At 36.6% G+C, this 16,011-nt stretch carries 12 protein-coding genes; 8 read left to right on the top strand and 4 right to left on the bottom strand.

Annotated elements, in window-relative coordinates:
* Positions 1-36: 36 nt before the first annotated feature.
* From LNQ34_RS13470 to LNQ34_RS13460, 3 genes are read right to left on the bottom strand one after another with little or no spacing between them, the layout of a single operon-like run.
* Complete coding sequence (locus LNQ34_RS13470) at positions 37-933, bottom strand: glucosaminidase domain-containing protein (protein ID WP_230000130.1); 897 nt, start codon at positions 931-933, stop codon at positions 37-39.
* Positions 926-1,822 (bottom strand): 1-aminocyclopropane-1-carboxylate deaminase/D-cysteine desulfhydrase, encoded by an 897-nt coding sequence (locus LNQ34_RS13465; protein WP_230000129.1) that lies wholly within the window; start codon positions 1,820-1,822, stop codon positions 926-928. The genes LNQ34_RS13470 and LNQ34_RS13465 overlap by 8 nt, the downstream gene beginning before the upstream one ends.
* Before the next feature lie 3 nt (positions 1,823-1,825).
* Complete coding sequence (locus tag LNQ34_RS13460) at positions 1,826-2,167, bottom strand: hypothetical protein (RefSeq protein WP_230000128.1); 342 nt, start codon at positions 2,165-2,167, stop codon at positions 1,826-1,828.
* A gap of 113 nt (positions 2,168-2,280) precedes the next feature.
* On the opposite strand from LNQ34_RS13460, the gene LNQ34_RS13455 reads away from it, so the two are divergent.
* From LNQ34_RS13455 to LNQ34_RS13425, 7 genes are all read left to right on the top strand, one after another.
* A complete protein-coding gene (locus tag LNQ34_RS13455) occupies positions 2,281-2,457 on the top strand; it encodes a C1orf53 family protein (protein ID WP_165830187.1) in 177 nt (58 codons plus the stop codon).
* Positions 2,458-2,882: 425 nt separating this feature from the next.
* Entirely contained in the window at positions 2,883-4,859 is a 1,977-nt protein-coding gene (gene hutU, locus LNQ34_RS13450) for a urocanate hydratase (RefSeq protein ID WP_230000127.1), read from the top strand.
* A gap of 182 nt (positions 4,860-5,041) precedes the next feature.
* Positions 5,042-5,581: a DUF4136 domain-containing protein gene (locus LNQ34_RS13445; protein ID WP_202702939.1), complete on the top strand. Its 540-nt coding sequence runs from the start codon at positions 5,042-5,044 to the stop codon at positions 5,579-5,581.
* Positions 5,582-5,912: 331 nt separating this feature from the next.
* The gene (ilvA, locus tag LNQ34_RS13440) at positions 5,913-7,157 is read left to right on the top strand and encodes a threonine ammonia-lyase IlvA (RefSeq protein ID WP_202702695.1); all 1,245 of its coding nucleotides are present in this window, start codon (positions 5,913-5,915) and stop codon (positions 7,155-7,157) included.
* 142 nt (positions 7,158-7,299) lie between these two features.
* Positions 7,300-7,686, top strand: coding sequence for a group III truncated hemoglobin (locus LNQ34_RS13435; protein ID WP_202702694.1), 387 nt, complete (start codon positions 7,300-7,302; stop codon positions 7,684-7,686).
* A gap of 107 nt (positions 7,687-7,793) precedes the next feature.
* Positions 7,794-8,234 (top strand): hypothetical protein, encoded by a 441-nt coding sequence (locus tag LNQ34_RS13430; protein WP_230000126.1) that lies wholly within the window; start codon positions 7,794-7,796, stop codon positions 8,232-8,234.
* 141 nt (positions 8,235-8,375) lie between these two features.
* Complete coding sequence (locus tag LNQ34_RS13425) at positions 8,376-10,133, top strand: aromatic amino acid hydroxylase (RefSeq protein WP_230000125.1); 1,758 nt, start codon at positions 8,376-8,378, stop codon at positions 10,131-10,133.
* Positions 10,134-10,359: 226 nt separating this feature from the next.
* Here LNQ34_RS13425 and LNQ34_RS13420 read toward each other — a convergent pair whose 3' ends face one another.
* Entirely contained in the window at positions 10,360-10,989 is a 630-nt protein-coding gene (locus LNQ34_RS13420; RefSeq protein WP_230000124.1) for a DUF4230 domain-containing protein, read from the bottom strand.
* Between the two features lie 617 nt (positions 10,990-11,606).
* Between LNQ34_RS13420 and LNQ34_RS13415 the strand changes: the two genes are divergently transcribed.
* Positions 11,607-15,956, top strand: coding sequence for an Ig-like domain-containing protein (locus LNQ34_RS13415; protein WP_230000123.1), 4,350 nt, complete (start codon positions 11,607-11,609; stop codon positions 15,954-15,956).
* Positions 15,957-16,011: the final 55 nt, after the last annotated feature.

The following is a 16,011-nucleotide window of genomic DNA, read 5'->3' as shown; positions in this document are numbered from 1 at the left end:
CGACCCAAAACTGAAAACTGTTACTGAGACTGAATACTACTTCACTCTCAACTTCTGTCCGATCGAAATCGCGTTATCCGAAAGATTATTTTTTTGTTTTAAATCATCAACCAATACATTGAATTTTTTTGAAATCGAATACAAGGTATCTCCTTTCTGCACTTCATACAGATTTGGATCATTTGAATTAGAAGAGAAAGGAGCGGTAGAAGAAACAGAAGAACTTCTTACCGGAGTTGATTTTTCAAAAGGTTTATAGCTTTTTCCGGTAACCTGACAATCGTATTGATGCAAATTGTATCGTTCGATATAGCTAATTAATTTATCCGGATAGTTGGGATCTGTAGCATAACCTGCAGCTCTTAATCCTTTTGCCCAAGATTTATAATCGTCTTTTTCATAAGTAAACAGAGTCGCATATCTATTTTTCCCAACCAAAAATAAAGCATGATCTCTATACGATTCTGCAGCTTCTGTATATTTTCGGAAACATTCCTGAGCTGAATCATCATCATGACGCACACTTTCTCCCAGCCAGTCTTTGTGACATTTAATTCCAAAATGATTGTTGGCTTCCAGGGCTAAATCTCCTTTTCCGGCACCGGATTCTAAGATTCCCTGTGCCAGAATGATACTTGCAGGAATACCGTACTTCTGCATATTGCCTATTGCAATATCTTTGTACTGTAAAATATAATTATTGATTAAATCGCTGGTTACAACTGTTTTTGAAGTAGACTGAATAACCTCAGTTGTATTGTTTGTAGAAGGGTATTTTTTGCCAATTGGTTTGGTATAAGTTGGCTTTTTGGTTGTCGCCACTCTGGGCCTCTGGACTGCCGCCGCTTTTTTGGTCGTCGCGATAGTAGGTTTACTTGAAGAGCAGCCTACTACAGTTGCCAGCATTAAAAGTGCTAATATTTTTTTAACCATTGCTTTTAAGTATTGGTAATTTTTTCTGCTTCAATTTAATATTCATCCCCGCAATTCCCTGCAATCCGCCGGTATGGATCAATAATATTCTTGAATGTTCAGGAAAATAGTTTTTATGTATTAAGTCTATAACGCCAAAAAACATCTTTCCCGTATAAATTGGATCCAAAGGCACTTTAGTTTCTTCAAAAAAAGTATTGATAAATTCAATTAATTCCAAATTTACCTTCCCATAACCTCCAAAATGATAGTCAGAAATTAAATCCCAGTTATCTTTCTTTGCAAAAATACGAATTTCATCGGTTAAAAAGTCACCTTTTAATGCCGGAAATCCTAAAATTTTCTGATGCGGTAGCGCACTATTAATCAATCCCGCTATCGTGCCGCCTGTTCCTACCGCACAACAAACGAAATCAAAAATGGCATCTTCTTCGGTCAAAATCTCTTCACAGCCTTTTACTGCCCATTCATTGGTTCCGCCCTCAGGCACTAAATAGAAATCGCCAAACTTATCTTTTAACTTTTCGATGAAGGCATTTTCATTTTTAAGCCGATACTCCTCCCGCGTCACAAATTCAAACTGCATTCCGTTTTCCTGAGCAAATTTTAGCGTTGGATTCTCTTCTATTTTATCAAAAAGCTCGTCACCTCTAATCACGCCAATTGTTCTAAAACCCTGCTCTTTTCCGGCATAAGCAACCGCTGCAATATGATTGGAAAAAGCACCGCCAAAAGTCAGCAGAGTCTTTTTATTTTCAGCTTTCGCCTGAAGCAAATTGTATTTCAGTTTCCTGAATTTATTCCCGGAAACAAAGGGATGAATTAAATCTTCCCGTTTTATAGTCAGCGTAATGCCCTTTGGAAAAGCGATTTGGATTTCCTGATTCAAAATCTAATGATGTTTTAAAGTTAAGTAATTCAAAAAACCAAAAAAAGATCGGCTTTTCAAATAATTAAGATGAGTTTCATTGGCGTAAGCTTCTCTTTCAAAACTTATATTCCGATAGGCCAGCTCTTTGTTTTTATATTGTATCAGCCGAATTGCATATTCTAAAACATAAAAAATATAAAACGGAACAACCAATAATTCCAATTGCTGTCTCAGGTGAATTTTTTCATGATTGACGAAAACAGCATTTTCTTTATCTGCATCATATTTTAAAATCACAAACGGAAACACAGCCATTCCCCGATACCCTTTTGGAATTAAATATTTAGCAACAATCAGAAACATTAGCCGTAAAATTTATAAATTTGTAGATGAAATTTGTCCGATTTCATTAAAATCACAATCTATTAATTATTTTTGATTTAAAAAAATGAGGAACACGAACGCAATGCAGATTTATGAAGGAGCAAAGTAATGAAAATAAATTAATCGAAGGGGAAGATTTTTACTATACCCCCGAAGGTTATAAATGCTTTACTGAAAAACACCATCTAAAACGTGGTTATTGCTGTAAAAGCGGCTGTCGTCATTGTCCATATGGGTTTGACAAACGAACAGGAGAAATAAGAAAATAATTCTTTAGACTTCTTAGATCGTTAGATTTTTAGACTACTTAGATTATCCTAATCATCTTCATCTAAGAATGACAAGAAGCCAATAAAATAAATAACAATTGTAAAAATTACAAGACTTAGATTCACTTTAAAGAAATCTAACAATCTAAGCAAGTCTAACAATCTAAAAATCTATAAATGGATATTCTGTTTCGAAAATTTAGGATTACTATCCACAAATCCTATCACAGGTCGGATATCCGTTATCCTTAGTTATTTTTTAATTAGAAAATGTGACAATTTGAAAATGAGATAATTATTTTATTTCTTTAATTGCCATGTCGCTCCGATGGAGTTTATAGCCTAATTTAATAAATCGCAGATTATTGCCTGCTTAGATCAAAACCTTAGCAGCTTAGAATCTTAGCAACTTAGTACCTAAAAAAATGACTTTCAAAGAACAAATACAACAAGGAATACCTACCCTATTACCTCCAAAGGCAACATACGATTTAGCGATTAACCATGCGCCAAAGCGAAAAGAAATCCTATCAGCAGAAGAAAAAAAGCTGGCTTTAAAAAATGCCCTGCGTTATTTTGATGCCAAGCACCATGCAGAATTAATTCAGGAGTTTTCAGAAGAATTAGAAACTTACGGACGTATTTACATGTACCGTTTTCGCCCGGAGTACAGAATGTATGCCCGACCAATTGACGAATATCCTGGGAAATCATTGCAGGCAAAAGCCATCATGCACATGATTCAGAACAATTTGGATTACGCTGTAGCACAACATCCACATGAACTGATTACTTATGGCGGAAATGGAGCTGTTTTTCAAAACTGGGCACAATATTTACTAACGATGCAATACCTGTCTGAAATGACAGACGAACAAACTTTGACCATGTATTCAGGTCACCCAATGGGATTGTTCCCATCGCATGCAGAAGCTCCAAGAGTTGTCGTAACAAACGGAATGGTGATCCCAAATTATTCGAAACCGGATGATTGGGAGAAAATGAATGCCTTAGGTGTTTCGCAATACGGACAAATGACCGCAGGAAGTTATATGTACATAGGGCCACAAGGAATTGTACACGGAACAACGATTACGGTTTTGAACGGTTTTAGAAAAATCAAACAAAATCCGGAAGGAAATCTTTTTGTAACTTCAGGACTTGGCGGAATGTCGGGCGCACAGCCAAAAGCCGGAAATATTGCCGGCTGTATCACGGTTTGTGCAGAAGTAAATCCAAAAATCACCAAGATTCGTCACGAGCAGGGCTGGATAAATGAAATCGTAACTTCGACAGATGAACTGGTAAAAAGAGTCCTTACAGCAAAAGCTAATAAAGAAGTGGTATCCATTGCTTACTTAGGAAATGTAGTAGACGTTTGGGAATGTTTCGACAAAGAAAACATCAAAATTGATTTGGGTTCGGACCAGACTTCTCTTCACAATCCTTGGGCAGGAGGTTACTATCCAGTTGGAATTTCTTTTGAAGAAGCTAACGAAATGATGGCTAATAATCCTGAATTGTTCAAAGAAAAAGTACAGGAATCATTACGTCGTCAGGCGAAAGCGATTAACCAACACACTGCAAAAGGGACTTACTTTTTTGATTACGGAAATGCCTTTTTATTAGAAGCTTCACGCGCAGGTGCTGATGTTATGGCTGAAAATAATATTGATTTTAGATACCCAAGTTATGTTCAGGACATCATGGGACCTATGTGTTTTGATTACGGTTTTGGTCCGTTTAGATGGGTTTGTACTTCAGGAAAACCGGAAGATTTACAGAAAACAGATGCTATCGCCAGTCAGGTTTTAGAAGAAATGGCCCAAACAGCTCCAAATGAAATCCAGCAGCAAATGCAGGACAATATCAAATGGATCAAAGGCGCACAGGAGAACAAACTGGTTGTGGGTTCGCAAGCCAGAATTTTATATGCCGATGCCGAAGGCCGAATTAAAATTGCCGAGGCTTTCAATCAGGCTATTGCCAAAGGTGAAATTGGAACGGTTGTTTTAGGACGCGATCATCATGATGTTTCGGGAACAGATTCTCCGTACAGAGAAACCTCTAACATCTACGACGGATCACGCTTTACAGCCGATATGGCCATCCAAAACGTGATTGGAGACAGCTTTAGAGGAGCAACCTGGGTTTCTATACATAATGGCGGTGGAGTTGGCTGGGGAGAGGTTATAAACGGTGGCTTTGGTATGGTTCTTGATGGATCTAAAGAGGCTTCAAAACGTTTAGCCTCAATGCTTTTTTGGGATGTTAACAACGGAATTTCAAGAAGAAGCTGGGCCAGAAATGACGAGGCTATTTTTGCTATCAAAAGAGCAATGGAAGTTCAGCCTTTATTAAAAGTGACTTTACCTAATAGGGTAGATGAAAATCTATTTTAGATCGTAATGTCAAGCGCAGCGGAGTTGAAAAGCTGACGAAAAAAAAGGGGGGACTTCGACTGCGCTCAGTCTGACGGACTGCGTTCAGTCCGACGGACTACGCTTAGTCTGACCGAGCGGCGCTCAGTTTGACGGGCGACGCTCAGTCAGGCAGATCAAAGAGAACATTAAATTTTTAACATATGAAAACATTCAAATTAGTACCCGTTTTTTTGCTTTTAATACTAGCATCATGCAGCACAGTCAGCGTTTACTCTGATTACGACAAAAACGTAAATTTTGCCTCTTACAAAACGTATGCTTTCTTCAAGCCCGGAATTGACAAGGTTGAAATATCTGATTTGGATAAAAGACGTATTTTACGTGCCATCGATGATCAAATGCAGGCCAAAGGTTTTACCAAAAGCGAAAACCCTGATTTATTAGTTAATATTTTTACTAAAGCAAGAGAACAAGTCAATGTAAATCAATTTAGTGCTGGCTGGGGTTACGGTTGGGGTTGGGGATGGAATCCTTACATGATGTACGGAGGAAACCAAACTACCGTTTCTACTTCTACTGAAGGAACTTTATTCATTGATTTGATTGATGCTAAGAAAAAAGAAATGATCTGGCAAGGAGAAGGTGTTGGAACGCTAACCAAAAACGTTGCTAAAAAAGACGAAAAGGTTGCCGAGTTTGTATCTAAAATTATGGCACAATACCCTCCGGTTAAAAAGTAGTTTTCAGTCTCTGTTTTCAGTTTTTTACAAAAACTAAAAAAAGTTATTGAAATCTTCTCAAAATAATTAATACATTTGCGATTCAATTATCTGAAATGAAAAACTTAAATAACATTATTATCGCTATTACTATTATTGCAATTCAGCAATAATGGCGAGGTAATGTATAAATAAGTAAACAAAATACAATTTATAAAACCTCCCAAAACGGGAGGTTTTTTTATTTAAAAAAAATATAGTACAAAACATTTTGCTTTAGATTTCAAAGATTTTCACAGATTAAAAATCTTTTTAAATCCTTTAATCTGTGGCAAAAAACAATTTAATCTTTATGAATTTATTTAACGAAGTACTTGCTGCTCAAAAGCAACTTGAAAATGTGGTTGCCGCTACTCCACTCACCCAAAATTTAAATCTTTCGGACGAGTTTAAATCTACTATTTTATTAAAAAGAGAAGATTTACAAATTGTGCGATCGTATAAAATCAGAGGAGCTTACAACAAGATTTCTTCGTTAACCGAAACCGAAAAAGCAAGCGGAATTATATGTGCCAGTGCAGGAAATCATGCACAGGGCGTAGCTTACTCCTGTCATCTTTTGCAAATAAAAGGTAAAATCTACATGCCCAAAACCACTCCAAAACAAAAAGTCAAACAGGTACAATTGTTCGGAAAATCATTTGTTGAAATTATACTTACCGGAGACACTTTCGACGATGCCTATGCTTCAGCTACAGCAGATGCAACCGAAAATCAAAAAACCTTCATCCATCCTTTTGACGATGAAAAAGTTATTGCCGGTCAGGGAACTGTAGGATTAGAAATTCTGGACAGTTATAAAGAACCTATCGATTATGTTTTTGTTCCCATTGGCGGTGGCGGACTGGCTTCCGGTTTGTCTGAAGTTTTTAAGCAACTAAGCCCAAATACAAAAATCATTGGAGTAGAACCCAAAGGAGCCCCTTCAATGAAAAACTCTATCGATGTCAATAAAAACACAGCTTTAAAAACAATTGACAAATTTGTGGATGGCGCTGCCGTAAAACAAGTAGGCGACAAAACTTTCGAAATCTGTCGTACTAATTTAGACGATATTATTCTGGTACCGGAAGGAAAAGTTTGTACTACGATTCTGCGTTTGTATAACGAAGAAGCCATGGTCGTAGAACCTGCAGGAGCATTAACCATTGCCGCTTTGGATTTTTACAAAGATAAAATAAAAGGTAAAAAAGTAGTTTGTGTGGTGAGCGGTAGCAACAATGACATTGAAAGAACTGCCGAAATAAAAGAGCGCTCTTTATTATACGAAGGTCTGATGCATTATTTTATGATTCAGTTTCCACAGCGTCCGGGTGCTTTAAAAGAATTTGTAAACAACATCTTAGGTCCTGATGATGATATCACTTATTTCCAATTTGCCAAGAAAAACAGCCGTGAGGTAGGCTCAGTAGTCGTAGGTTTAGAACTAAAGAACAAAAAAGACATACTGGCGATTAAAATGAACATGACCAAAAACGGATTTGAGTTTCAATATTTAAATGACCGTCAGGATCTATTTACACAACTGATCGGGTAAAATAAAAAAGGGTTCGATTTAAAACTGTTTATTTTTACAATAAAAACCTTTTCCATCGAACTTACAAACAATCTGAAATGATAAATATCAGCGATCACAAATTAGTTAATCGTACTTTTGTCTTTCATTTATAGTAGAAAACATGGCAACTCTTAAAGATATTTCAAACATAGAAGATATAAAATTAATGGTAGACACCTTTTATGGTAAAGTGAGAAAAGACGATTTACTGGGACCGATTTTCAACGAGAAACTCCAGGATCGCTGGTCGGAGCATTTAGAAAAAATGTACGGTTTCTGGCAAACCATTTTATTTGATGTGCGTGCCTATTCAGGAAGTCCTTTTCCTCCACACAAACAATTACCGGTAGACAAAACCCATTTCGATCGCTGGGTACTGCTTTTTAACACTTCTATCGACGGGCTATTTTCGGGAACTATTACCGAAGAAGCAAAAATGCGAGCAGCTAACATGGCTTATATGTTCAATTATAAAATTGACTATTTCAGAAATCCCGAAAATCATTAATTTTTTAATTGATAATTGACTGATTTTACGGTTTGCCTTAACTAAAATATAACGTACTTTTAAACCCAAGTAAAATTCCCCTAACTCACCTGCTATTGCATTTACACATGAAAAAAATATTACTTCCTTTTTTATTCTCTCTTTTATTTTTAAATTTTACTAAAGCACAATCCTCAAAAAACACTTTATACAAAGGTACAATTGACGGAAAAATAAATGTCACTTTTTATATAAAAGCGGAAGAAAATCCCTGTACAGCCGACCTCATGTACACTTCAATCTATCGTTATGACAAATCAGGAGGTTGGATTCAGCTGAATATTACGCAAAACACAAAAAACGAAAATCAGTTCGCGCTTGTAGAGCATGGATTCTCAGGCATGATGATTTTAACCAAAGAAGGCACCAATTTTAGTGGCTTATGGATAAGTCCTGACACTAAAAAACAATTAAAAGTGGTACTAAAAGAAGCCAGTATGACTAAAAAAGACATTGAATCGTATGAAAAAAAACTGGAGAAAGTTAATTACGAAAACAATGATTGCTAAGAGATAAACTTCCTTTTCTTATTGGGGAAAAGTCACGAAAAATGCAATTAAAAAACATTTCGGATAAAAAAATTGATATAAATAGCAAAAATTAGCACTGTAAATCCGTAATTTTACATTCTAATCTACAACGTTTTCGAAATGAATGCCAATATTGAAACAAACCCGTTATTAGAGCGATTGCCTAAACATTTAAAGCAATTTATTAAACCTCAGGATTATGGTGATTATACACCAATTAATCAAGCGGTTTGGCGCTATGTAATGCGTAAAAATGTAGATTATCTTTCAAGAGTTGCGCATCATTCTTATCTGGATGGTTTGAAGAAAACTGGAATCGAAATTGACTCTATTCCAAGTATGTACGGTATGAATCGAATTCTGACTGAAATTGGTTGGGCAGCTGTAGCGGTGGACGGATTTATTCCACCAAACGCTTTTATGGAATTTCAGGCTTATAACGTTTTGGTTATTGCTTCAGATATTCGCCAACTGGAACATATCGAATATACTCCGGCACCGGATATTATTCATGAAGGTGCGGGACACGCTCCTATTATTGCTAATCCGGAATATGCAGAATACTTAAGACGTTTTGGAGAAATTGGCTGTAAAGCCATCTCCTCTCATAAAGATTACCAGATGTATGAAGCGATTCGCCTGCTTTCTATTTTGAAAGAAGCGGAAGATACGCCTCAGGAAAAAATAGACGAAGCGGAGAAAGCAGTTGCCGATTTACAAAACAATATGGGCGAATTGTCTGAAATGGCACAAATTCGAAACCTGCATTGGTGGACGGTAGAATATGGTTTAATCGGAACCGTTGAAAATCCGAAAATATATGGTGCGGGTTTACTATCCTCTATTGGGGAGAGTGCTTGGTGCATGACGGATAACGTAAAAAAAATCCCTTATAATATCTCTGCAGCCAATCAAAACTTTGATATTACACAATTACAGCCACAACTTTTTGTAACACCAAATTTCTCCTATTTGAGTTTGGTTTTAGAAGAATTTGCCAATAAAATGGCTTTAAGAACCGGAGGTTTATCAGGCATACAAAAACTAATTCACTCCAATGCTTTAGGAACAATTGAGTTGAGTACCGGTTTACAGATTTCAGGTGTTTTTACCAATGTTTTGGAAGACGAAGGAAAACCTATCTACATTCAGACTACCGGAAAAACGGCTTTATCCTACCGTGAAAAAGAATTGGTTGGTCATGGAACACTAACACATCCACATGGATTTGGAAGTCCAATTGGAAAATTAAAAGGCTTCAATTTAGCAATCGAAGACATGAGTCCAAAAGATTTACAGGCTTATTCTATCGTAGAAAATGAAACTGTTAGATTAGAATTTGAAGGTGATATTATTGTAGAAGGTGAAATCATTACCGGTTCAAGAAATTTACACGGCGAAATCATTTTAATTAGTTTCAGAAATTGTACTGTAACTCATGGCGAAACCATTTTGTTTGAACCTGAATGGGGGAATTACGATATGGCAATTGGTAAAAAAGTCGTTTCGGCTTTCTCCGGCCCAGCTGATGTGAATAGTTTTGACCTGATCAATACCGTACCCAAAACAACTACTATAAAAGCACAACATACTGCCGAACGTGATGATCTGGAAATCCTTTATCAAACCGTTCGCTTGACCAGAGAAAATAAAAGTGCTACAACTGAGTTAAACACTGTATTTCACAAACTGAAAGAAAACCATCCTAATGATTGGCTACTATCGGTTGAAATCGCCGAGCTTTTAAAGAATTCAAATAAAGACCAACTTTTACAGGAAGTATTGGTTCATTTAGATCAATTGAAGGTTAAACGCCCTGAAGTGGCGCATTTAATTGCCGGTGGATTGGATTTGATTTTTGATAAAGAAGCGGTTTAAGTTTTTTGAGGTACTAAGGTTCTGAGGTACTAAGGTGCTAAGTTTTTAAAACAATTATATAAATCCGACAGGTTTTTAGAACCTGTCGGATTTTGTGCTTTTATAATATTTAGAGCGAAGGGAGAAATCCAATCTTTGTAAAGCTTCTTACGAAGATTTCTCCTTCCGCCCGAAATGACAATATTGAAAAAACCTCAGAACCTTAGCCTCTTAGTACCTCAAAAAACTAAAGCTTCAGATCTTCGCTAAACTCTTTTTCAGACTGGATTGTTTTTCCGTTGTATTGCAGTTTCCAACCCATTGAATTGGTAAGAATTAAAATCTTTGACAATTCACTGATCAATCGGTTTTGAGCATTTGTTTTTAAGGTAGATTTCTCTATTTTTTTGGCCAGATTTGCTTTTACCGATTTGTTGATCTTGTTGTAATCGTCACCCGTAAATGGATTCAGTTTACTTTGTTCAACATCATAAAACTGTATGTCAGGGTTGATGGTGATTTCTTCTTTTGGAATATTTAAAATGGTAATCGTCTTGTTCTTTTCATCGATATCATATTTCACTTTGTGCAAATCGTAAGCTACAGTAACATTTGCGTTTACCACTACAAGTGCTTTTTTCTCAAAAGAAACCATGTCCATTAAATACTTCTGCTGGTTTTTATAAGTAATAACTTCCGAAAAATGACCTTCGGTAACGACCAGTTTTCCAACATTTAAGATTTGCTGCTGAATGAGATTGGTATTATAATCAATAGTTGAATCGTCATCTTTTTTGAATTCACAATATTTGAAAGCTAGCACTATGACAAGTACAGCTACAGCTAAAACTATTATTCTCTTTACTAGATTTTGCATTCTATCCATTTATTAAACCAAATTACTTCTTTTTTTCACAAAAGCCCTCTATTTGGGTAAGGTTTTTTTCTTCTGATGTATTTATTAATGCAACATTTCTAAAAACTAATTTCTGAAAAGTAAATCTTTTTTTGATGTAGGTTTTAGAACTCTTTACAGCTTTTGTTTTGCATACGGCTTCTATCTTCCTCAAAGAATTTTAGGCATGAATTTATATCAGAAAATGTTTTTTTGGTTTCATACAAACTTTAAAAACCCAAAACTTCACCGTGACCAGCTGTAGATCAAAAATTTTGTAATCTTTAACTTATATATAAGTTTTTATCCCTCCCAAAATCTAAAACACGGGAACATTTAGCCGATCAAGTGTTACTCAAAACAACCAATTATATCATTGATAATCCGATTATTAAAACTGAATTATTTGTCTCAATTGTCCTAAATACCTTTGCATTAAGTTAAGATGAAGATAGAAGATGACGCCTATCAATTCAGCCTTGAAGGCACTAAATATTTCATTATTGAGTTAAACGAAATTTTAGTGCTTTCTTCTGAATTGTCCTCTTTCTAAACTTAACTATAACCACAATCCAAAAACACAATTTAACGGACTCCTTATGAAATTTTCAAAATTACTCGTCGCGCTATTCTATATACTGCCTTTAGCTGCAATTGCCCAGACAGAAATTTCTGCTGTTGCCACAGATGCTTCCTGTACCGGCGATGGTAGAGCAGATGGCACAATTAAGATCACAGTTAAAAATGTTTCTGAACCTATAATATATGCTGTTGCAAAATCTCCTTTTGATCCGGCAACTATTATTGCATCTTCAGCTTCTTTGATTACGCACTTAGAGCCGGGAGATTATTTCTATGGGTATTACGAAAACAATACTTTTATAAAGGCTGCAACTACCATAAAGGTAGGCAGTACCTATTCTTCTATTTCTCCAACTATTGGACTTTTTACCGCAAAAAATTATACTTACTGTGCATCAGATCCTGATCCCCTGGGTGATATTGCTATTAACGCAGAAAAAGGAAACCCTCCCTATACTGTTAACTTGCTAAATGCTTCAGATGGTACCGTTGTAAGAAGTGTACAAACAGCAACCGGTATTGTCAGACTTAATGGTATGCCAAGTGGCAAATATAAAGTTTCGGCTACAGATAATTGCGGTACTTTAATTTCACCTGTAACCGTATTGAATCTTCCGCCAAATGAAGTTCTTAAGAATTTTAACCTTGATAAAGGAACCATTAATGCTGTTGATCTCATTTATAACACTCCAAATGATGTCTGTTCCGGTATTAGCAGTGCTACCCTTCCAAACGGACTATTAGCCGTAAGTAATGGTGGCGCTTATTTTAATGCTCTCCCTCCTCTTTATGGAGTTCCGGATTTTATTTACAAATTAGAGATTCAGAACGGATCAGGCTGGGACGTTTATGACAATCTGACTCTTACTGATGTAAAGAAAAAATATTCAATGCCTTCAGATCGCTCCAAATGGGGTATTGTCCGCTTGAGCGCAACATATTGTAACATAACAAAAACTGTTGAACTAGATTATGGAGCATCAACTATAGGGATTGTTAAACCCTTTATTGATTTTGAATTCAGTATCGAAGATGACCCTTTGAATACCAATTGCAATGACACAGGACAAGTTCGGCTAAAAAACGTACCTAAAGATCAGGGGGGCTGTCTGCCTTATACCGTAGAAGTAACAGACAACGGTACAGGTATCAAAAATACTTATACTATTACAAGCATAAACAGTTTGGAAATTTGTAAACTAAATATTGGTAAAAGCTACACTATAAAAGTAACGGATAATACAGGAATCGCGATAGCAACTTACTCTTTTACGAACAATACTTCAAACACTTCTTCTAAAAAACCTGCTATTACTGATCCTAAAAATGTTTTTATTGATCCCAATTATTTTGCTCCCGATAAAGACATCAAAGGTAAAATACAATTTTTCACAGGACCAAGTGCTATGTTTTTTGGTAAATGTGCACTGGCGGTGTATCCTCCTATGGCCACTCCCGGTTATGTAGGCTTACAAGGTAAAGTTACCGTAAGTCTTGTAAACGGTCCGTCACCATTGGCAGTAACCTATAAAGAACCTATTTTCGGATTAGGAAATGAGTTACTTCCGGGAACTTACACCATAAGAATAAAAGATTCGGCTTGTTTTGATGAGGAATTTCAAGTGGTTCTAGACAGTTATTTTACAAAAATTGAAATCACCAACGTTAGTTTTAATCCGGACGCCTCAAGATGTGACCGTTATAACAAAAATATAACCCTAAAAGTATCAGCTGTCGGTACAGGTGCAATAAACAGTACATTGGCTAATTTTTATGGGAATAACCAAATTTTCCCCGGGATTGTAAGCGGACCTGCAGGTATGGGAACTTTTAATGCCATTCTGGGTTCTAATTCTTTAAAAGAGGGAATCAGTAATTTTTCTTTTTTTCAGGATATAGCAGGAAAATATGAAATAGGGATCGCCCGAAAATTTATAAGTGGAAGACCTCTCTTGCAAAGCGAATTAATTGAGAACACTCAAACTGCTTTTGTAGATGTGCAACCTAATTTCCCTGCGTTTGACTTATCTGAATCCGGCGGAATTGTCTGTTCAGGAGATACAACAGGGGATCTTCATGCCAAAGTAAACAATGTTTCAGAAAGCATTACTTACTTTATAAAAAAAGAAACGGATTCCGATTTCCCAACAACAGGACAATCAAGTCCTGTATTTAAAGCACTGACAGCAGGAAATTATATTGTAAAAGCAAAAACAGCCTGTTATGAAGTCTTACAGCCTCTGATTTTAAGAAGTTCATTTTCACAATTAATAAATGGTGGAGACCGAGCTGTTTGTATAGGAGGAAACATCAAACTATCTGTAGTACAGATTGGCCCCGTAAATTCTATAAAATGGACATTACCAGATGGAACCGAAGTTATTTCCCCGGAATTAAATATCAATAATGTAACAGCAGCACAAATTGGAACCTACAAAGTAGAAATTAATTCTTTAGGGGGGTGTTATTTCACCGAATCCATCAACATTAGACTTGGAGGTCTGTCAACTCCAACAGGAAATTCTACACAACAATTTTGTGCCACTGCTAAAGCCACTGTAGCAGATTTAATTACCGTAGAAACCGGTATTATCTGGTACGATGCCTCAACAGGAGGAAATATAATTCCGTCCTCAACCCTATTAATTGATGATAAAACGTATTACGCCGCCGCACAGACAGGTACATGTGAGAGTACAAATCGTTTAGCTGTAACCGTTAATATCGGTGATCCAAAAGCACCAACGGGTGCTGCTACACAACAATTCTGTGCAGCAACAAATGCTACAGTAGCAGACTTAGCAGTCTCCGGAACCGGTGTTATCTGGTACGATGCACTAGCAGGAGGAAGTGTAATTCCATCCACAGCATTACTAATCGATGGTAAAACGTATTACGCAGCGGCAAAAACGGGTACATGTGAGAGTACAAACCGTTTAGCTGTAACCGTTAGCATCGGTGATCCCACAACGCCAACGGGTGCTGCTACACAACAATTCTGTGCAACCGCAAAGGCTACAGTAGCAGATTTAACAGCCTCCGGAACCGGAATTATCTGGTACGATGCACTAACAGGAGGAAATATAATTCCATCCACAGCATTACTAATCGATGGTAAAACGTATTACGGAACGGCAAAAACGGGTACATGTAAGAGTACAAACCGTTTAGCTGTAACCGTTAGCATCGGTGATCCAAAAACACCAACAGGTACTGCTACACAACAATTCTGTGCAACCGCAAAGGCTACAGTTGCAGATTTAACAGCCGCCGGAACCGGAATTATCTGGTACGATGCACTAACAGGAGGAAGTATAATTCCATCCACAGCATTACTAATCGATGGTAAAACGTATTACGGAACGGCAAAGTCAGGTGCATGTGAGAGTACAAACCGTTTAGCCGTTACCGTAATTGTTAAAAAAGATCTTCCTAATAAAGATCCTGATTGGCTTACGTCGGCCTGTATTTCAGAAAAAGTAACCTACACTACTGTGGCCGGAATGTCCTCTTACAATTGGCTCGTTTCAAATGAAGGCACTATCGTAAATGGAGGTCAGCAATCAGATGATTTTGTAACAGTTTTGTGGAATAATGCCGGAAAAGGTGCTATCGAAGTCAATTATATTGATGAAGCTAAATGCAATCCTCTTGTGAGTATTAATTTTTCTATAGAAGTAGGGTCCTGTTTGAAGCCTAATGAAGATGCAGATATTGAGTTAAGAAAAACAATAAATAATCCAATAGCAAACATCGGTCAACAGGTCGTGTTTACCATATCTGCTGAAAATCTGGGAGGAAATAATTTCAACAATGTTCAAATTAGAGATATACTTCCATCAGGATATACGTATACCTCATCCAAAACTTCTTCAGGAGATTATAATATAACAAACGGAATATGGAATTTACCAGAACTATTAGCCAAACAAACAGCAACATTGACCCTAACAGCAAAAGTAAAAGCAACAGGGGATTATCTGAACATTGCTTTTCTGGAAAATTCAACTCCGGAAGATTACAATCCGCATAATAATAAAGCGCAGGCGGGCATTACAAATCCGGAGGTAATTGTTTTCAATATGGTTTCTCCAAATGGAGACGGCAAAAATGATTACTTTGAGATTAGAGGTCTCGAACGATTTCCAAATAATTCGGTAACCATATATAATTCCTGGGGAGTCAAAGTGTTTGAAACTACTAATTATGGTGCAAACAATAATTTTTTTCGTGGAATTTCTGAAGGAAGAGCAACGGTAAACCAAAATGCTGGATTACCATCAGGAACCTATTTTTATGTGCTTTCCTATGGAAACGGTGCACTTATGACCGAAAAAAGCGGATACTTACATCTTACTTTGAGATAAAAACACAGAGAATTTCACAATCTTTTCGCACAGAAGTTTCACTAAAAAAATAACT

The organism is Flavobacterium lipolyticum, assembly GCF_020905335.1.
Taxonomy (GTDB): Bacteria; Bacteroidota; Bacteroidia; order Flavobacteriales; family Flavobacteriaceae; genus Flavobacterium; species Flavobacterium lipolyticum.
Note: the sequence above shows the minus strand (reverse complement) of the source record. Positions and strands in the feature narration are given on the sequence as shown.